This is a genomic window from Caballeronia sp. (assembly GCF_049581465.1).
GTDB lineage: Bacteria > Pseudomonadota > Gammaproteobacteria > Burkholderiales > Burkholderiaceae > Caballeronia.
This window is the reverse complement of sequence record NZ_JBAUSA010001013.1, coordinates 1-5,680: the sequence shown is the minus strand read 5'-3', so window position 1 is coordinate 5,680 and position 5,680 is coordinate 1. Positions and strand designations below refer to the sequence as shown.

The window sequence follows — 5,680 nt, the reverse complement described above, 5'->3', positions numbered from 1 at the left end:
CGCCTCGCCTGAGTCCGTTGGTCGAGCGCAACGCGAGCGCGCGCACAGTGACTTCATCCAGGTGAGCTTGCACCTCGGCGATGATCGGCGGTCCGTCGTCGATCATGATCTCGACCGCTTCTTCGATAAGCGGCAGGGCGCCGGTGTCGAAAGCGACATCGACGACTGCGCCGCGCACCGCCGTCACCCGGCCCAGCGCCGGGTTGGTGTCACTTCGCCCGACCGGACGGGTTGGGTCGATCAGAGCAGTGTCCATGGGTGTCGGCGCGAAAAGTCTTAATCCGTTGATCAGGATTCAAACGTATCCGTACTGGAAGTTGCGACCATGATGTAGATCACGTGCGACGCCATTCCCGGCGCCATCTCAAGATGAGCAACAGCACGAATCGTCGTCGGCCGGTCTATTCGGAATCCGATTGACCGACGTCAATACGCCGAGGGGGCGACGCGTCGACATTGGAGGCTGTATTCATCTTGTAAGACGGACAGAGAGAAACGGGTCCAATGGAAATGTTGCGGGAGTACGTGATGGGCATTGGCATGCAGATGATTTTTCTTGGCTTCGCGAGATCGTGCCTGGTCGAAGCGGAAGCGAGCGTGCAACTTCTACGGCTGGAGCGCTTCGGTAAGCGCATTGCGGGTTGCAACCTCACGATCGAGGCATTGCTGGTTCGCTTTGGGCAACAGGACTACGATGCGCGACTCGACCTTATCGGCCGCGACGGACAGATAGTCCTGGGTCCGCGATGGTCCGACGGGGAACCGAACGTGGCGATACGCAAGGCCTTCGACGCGGCTGAAAAGTCGCTGAGTAGCGCGCTGAGCAGCGATGCGGCCCTTCCGCTAACTCTCAAAGACCGATAAACGCGGCATCTGGAGCCCGGGCGTTCAGGCATCCAACCTGGTGGGCATCGCGTCGAGCGCCGCCACGGTGTTGCGCAGTCCGGCGAAAATGCGATCGGACACTTTGACAGGAAATCCCTCGGGCAACTCTTGCATCTGGCGGTCAAAGCGCTTTACTCTCAGCACGCGTATGCGTGTGGCAGATATTCGTCAATTATTCGTGTGTCAAATAAACGCAAATTATCTGCCACACGAATATTGCCCCTAATAGCAATTGGGATTGGGGCCATCGAGGCGAAGCGTGTGCGCGCCGTTGGCGCTTGAGGAGGGTGTTCGACTGCGCGGTGATGCGTGGGGGCGGCGCTACGTTCGTGCCAAAAACCCAAAATCCGCAACGACGACACTAAAAAATTGGCGGTTTAAACGCGTTTCTTTGCTTCGTTTCTTTGCGCGTTTGCAAAGAAATGAAGTCCCGCCCCGGATAGGGGCTAACAGAAATAAGCAAGAAAATCCGCCTTAAGCAGAACGACCACGCGAGCAGAAGGACTCAACGCTATCCCCACACTCGCCGCGAGCAGCACCCCCCAAAGCCGCCAGCCGGCCCCCTAGTGCAGGATCTTCGCGAGAAAGTCCTTCGCGCGATCGGACTTCGGGTTCGCGAAGAAATCTTCCTTCCGGTCGTCTTCGACAATAATGCCGTGATCCATGAAGATCACACGATGTGCGACCTTTCGTGCAAAGCCCATTTCGTGCGTGACGCACATCATCGTCATGCCTTCCTGCGCGAGCTCGACCATCACGTCGAGCACTTCATTGATCATTTCGGGATCGAGTGCCGAGGTGGGTTCGTCGAACAGCATCGCGATCGGATCCATGGACAGCGCGCGTGCAATCGCAACCCGCTGCTGCTGACCGCCCGACAGTTGACCCGGAAATTTGTCCGCATGCGCACGCAAACCGACCCGATCCAGCAGCTTCAGCGCCTTCGTCGCGGCTTCGTCCTTCGACCGCCCAAGCACCTTGATCTGCGCAAGCGTCAGGTTTTCAGTGATCGACAGGTGCGGGAACAGCTCGAAGTGCTGGAACACCATGCCAACTTTCGCCCGCAGCTTCGACAGGTTGGTCTTCTTGTCGCCGACCGACTGGCCGTCGATCGTGATCTCGCCCTTCTGGAACGGCTCAAGACCGTTCACGGTTTTAATGAGCGTCGACTTGCCGGAACCCGACGGCCCGCACACCACGACGACTTCGCCCTTTTTGACTTCTGTCGTGCAGCCGGTCAGCACCTGGAAAGGCCCATACCACTTCGAAACATTGTTGATTGAGATCATCGTGAAATCCATTCCTGGTTGCGCTCCGTGGAACCAGCCACGAAGCGGGAAGCTCATTGAATAACCGGCGCAGACACGCGACAGACAGGCCGCAGCTTGGGTCATGTCACCGGCGTGCCTGCGCTAGCTGCGCCTGCTGCAGCCGGCGCGCATACAGCGTCAGCGGGAAGCACATCGCGAAGTACAGCAGGGCGACCATGCCGTAGATCGGAAACGGGCGGAACGCGGTGTTGGTGATCATCGAGCCGGTCTTCGTCAGTTCGATGAACCCAATGATCGACGTCAATGCAGTGCTCTTGACGACCTGCACCAGGAAACCGACGGTCGGCGCGACCGCGATCTTCCTTGCTTGCGGCCACACGATATAGCGCAACTGCTGCCCGAACGTCATGCCAAGACTCGCGCCTGCCGCCCACTGGCCGCGCGGAACTGCTTCAACGCAGCCGCGCCAGATATCGACGAGATACGCGCTGGTGTAGAGCGTCAGCGTAACGGTGGCCGCGACCCATGGCGACACGTCCACGCCCAGCAACGGCAGGCCGAAGAACGCAAGGAACAACTGCATGAGCAACGGCGTGCCCTGGAATAGCTCGACATAGAGCGAAACCACACGGCGCAGCCATGATAACGGCGACACGCGCATCGCGAGCAGCAGCAAGCCGACCGCACCGCCGCAGACAAAGGCAATCAGCGAAAGCAGAACTGTCCAGCGCGCGGCGAGCAGCAGATTGCGCGCAATATCCCACAGGGTAAATTCGGTCATCATGAGCGCTCCGTAGCCAACGACGTCTGCGCGCGACGCCAGGCGAACCGGGTTCGCCAGCTGCGCGGCGCAGCGCTTGTGCGTGCTGTACGTCCGGCAAAAAGGCCCCGGCCCAGCCAGTTCATCAGTAGCCGCAACACGATGGACAGGAATAGATAGGTCGCGGTGACGATCAGATAGCTCTCGAACGAGCGGAAGTTACGCGACTGGATGAAGTTGGCCGCGTACGTCAGGTCAGGTACCGAGATCTGCGACACCACGGCGGAGCCGAGCATTACGATCAGCACCTGACTGAGGAGCGCCGGAAACACATTGGCCAGTGCCTGCGGCAGCACGACAAGGCGGAACACCTGGCGCCCCTGCAAGCCCAGCGCCTGCGCGGCCTGCACCTGCCCACGCGGAATCGAGTCGATGCCTGCGCGGACGATTTCCGTCGCGTAGGCGCCGAGATTGACCGTCATCGCGAGGATTGCCGCTTGCATTTCGTCGATATGGATGCCGATGCCCGGCAGCCCGAAGAACACGAAGAAGAGTTGCACGATGAACGGCGTGTTGCGTATCAGTTCGACGTACGAAGCGACCACCGTGCGAGCCCAGCGCGGCCCGGCGACGCTGACGCTTGCGCCCGCGATCCCGACGAGGCCGCCCAGCACCGTCGACACCGCAGTCAGCCAAAGAGTGACGCCGACGCCGCGCGCGAGCATGCCCGCGTAGACGCCGAAGCCGCTGAAATCGAATGCATAAGTCATGGCGTGTCGCTCATGGTCAGATGAGGCCGGTTAAATCGAATGAAGTAGTTGAACGAAACAGCTTCAATGAACGGGGCGTGCCGCGATCAGCTTGCAGGCGTGCGCGGGCAATTCGGCCAGCACCGACATGCCGAGCATGAGGCCGGGCGTTTCGCGCGGCGTCGTGGCGGCGGTCAGCGTGAAGCCGGCGCAGTCGATCGTCGCTTCAAGTGTCGCGCCGACGTCGCGGATAAACGTGACCGTGCCAGCGAGATGGTTAGGACCACTTTCTGTCAAGGCATGCTTCAGGAAGACATCTTCGGGACGGATCAGAAGGCGGATGCCCCCGGTGGATTGCGGGACGTAGGCGGGATTCGCCACGACGATCTGCTGGCCGCCCGGCAGATTCACACCGCCGCGGCCGTCGTGCGTGACTGGCAGGATGTTGCCGAGGCCGATGAAGTCGGCGACGAACTCGCTCACCGGGTCCCGGTAGATGTCGAGCGGCTTGCCGACCTGCGCAATGCGGCCTTTTTCCATCACGACGATCTCGTCGGCCATCGTCATCGCCTCGCGCTGATCGTGCGTGACCATGATCGTTGTGATGCCCAGGCGCTGTTGCAGCAAGCGGATTTCGACCTGCATCGCTTCGCGCAGCTTGGCGTCGAGTGCGGAGAGCGGCTCATCGAGCAGCAACAGTTTCGGCGACGACGCGATCGCACGCGCAATTGCCACCCGTTGACGCTGTCCGCCGGACAGCTGCGTGACCGGCCGGTTCGCCATGTGCGGCAACTGGATCAGGTCGAGCAGTTCGGCCACGCGGCGTCCTTGCGTGGCCTTGGCGGTCTTGCGCAGCCGCAGCGGGTACGCGATATTTTCGGCCACGCTCATGTGCGGAAACAACGCGAGCGACTGGAACACCATGCCGAAATCGCGCTGGTTCGCGGGCAACTGGGTGATGTCGCGGCCCGCAAAAGTCACGCTGCCGGAACTCGGCGTCTCGAGCCCCGCGATCATGCGCAGCAGGGTCGTCTTGCCGCAGCCGGACGGGCCGAGAAAGCAGACCAGCTTGCCGTCCGGGACGCTCAGGTCGACGTGGTCGACGGCATACGCCGTATTGAAGCGCTTGGTCACGGCCTGAAGTGTCAGATGAGTCATGAGGATTCCTTAAATGCCTGCGTGCCTACAGTGCGACACCTTCGTCGCCGATCAACTTTTCAAGGAGCCAGATCAGCGCAAAGTCGATAGCAACGATGAACACCGCGAACGAAAACACGGTCGGGTCGAGCGATGACACCGTGCGGCTGTAGAGCCACACCGGCAGCGTCATCGTGTTGATGCCGTACAGGAAGAACGTCACCGTGAATTCGTTGAACGAGATGATGAACGCGAACAGCATGCCGGCCAGGATGCCGGGGCGCATCAGCGGCAACACCACGTCGAGCATGGCGCGGCGCGGGCTCGCACCCATCACGCGGGCGGCTTCCTCGAACTCCGGCCCGATCGATGCGGCCGACGCCGCGCAGTTCTTCACCGTGAACGGCAGCGCGAGAATCACATGCGCGATGATGAGCCGGAACACGCCGAGTTCCACGGGCAGCACGTTGAAGACCAGCAGCAGCGACAGCCCGAGCATCACCAGCGGATAGACGAGCGGCAGCGCAACGAGCTGCTCGACAGCCGACTTGCCGCGAAAGCGATAGCGGCTCAATGCATACGCAGCGGGCACCGAGACCAGTGTCGCGATGATCATCGTCGATACCGCGACGATCAGGCTCGTCGTCAATGCGGTACCCATGGAAAGCGAGTCGCTTGCGTCGGGCGAGACAAAGCTGTGCCATGCCGTGCGGTACCACTGCAGGCTGTAGCTCGGGGGCGGAAATTCCAGCGTGTCGGACGCACTGAACGACATCAGGATCATCGTCAGGATCGGCAGCGCCGCAAGAAACAAGACGATGGCCGCGAGCAGCGCCGCCGGCCTGCCGAGCCGGCCCGGCATCGTTGCGGGCAGGAGC

General features: G+C 61.3%; 6 protein-coding genes and 1 pseudogene. 1 reads left to right on the top strand and 6 read right to left on the bottom strand.

Going from position 1 to position 5,680, the window contains the following annotated elements; translation table 11 throughout:
• Positions 1-256: pseudogene (locus WCA53_RS24800) on the bottom strand (F0F1 ATP synthase subunit beta); the annotation flags it as partial.
• Positions 257-540: 284 nt separating this feature from the next.
• On the opposite strand from WCA53_RS24800, the gene WCA53_RS24795 reads away from it, so the two are divergent.
• A complete protein-coding gene (locus WCA53_RS24795; RefSeq protein ID WP_423916651.1) occupies positions 541-864 on the top strand; it encodes a hypothetical protein in 324 nt (107 codons plus the stop codon).
• A 584-nt stretch (positions 865-1,448) separates the two neighbouring features.
• On the opposite strand, the gene WCA53_RS24790 is transcribed toward WCA53_RS24795, so the two are convergent.
• The 5 genes from WCA53_RS24790 to WCA53_RS24770 form a co-directional block, all read right to left on the bottom strand.
• Positions 1,449-2,174, bottom strand: coding sequence for an amino acid ABC transporter ATP-binding protein (locus WCA53_RS24790; RefSeq protein ID WP_423916642.1), 726 nt, complete (start codon positions 2,172-2,174; stop codon positions 1,449-1,451).
• Between the two features lie 106 nt (positions 2,175-2,280).
• Complete coding sequence (locus WCA53_RS24785) at positions 2,281-2,937, bottom strand: amino acid ABC transporter permease (RefSeq protein WP_423916649.1); 657 nt, start codon at positions 2,935-2,937, stop codon at positions 2,281-2,283.
• Positions 2,937-3,686, bottom strand: coding sequence for an amino acid ABC transporter permease (locus WCA53_RS24780; protein WP_423916640.1), 750 nt, complete (start codon positions 3,684-3,686; stop codon positions 2,937-2,939). The genes WCA53_RS24785 and WCA53_RS24780 overlap by 1 nt, the downstream gene beginning before the upstream one ends.
• Before the next feature lie 63 nt (positions 3,687-3,749).
• A complete protein-coding gene (locus WCA53_RS24775) occupies positions 3,750-4,823 on the bottom strand; it encodes an ABC transporter ATP-binding protein (protein WP_423916639.1) in 1,074 nt (357 codons plus the stop codon).
• Between the two features lie 25 nt (positions 4,824-4,848).
• Complete coding sequence (locus WCA53_RS24770; protein WP_423916645.1) at positions 4,849-5,676, bottom strand: ABC transporter permease; 828 nt, start codon at positions 5,674-5,676, stop codon at positions 4,849-4,851.
• Positions 5,677-5,680: the final 4 nt, after the last annotated feature.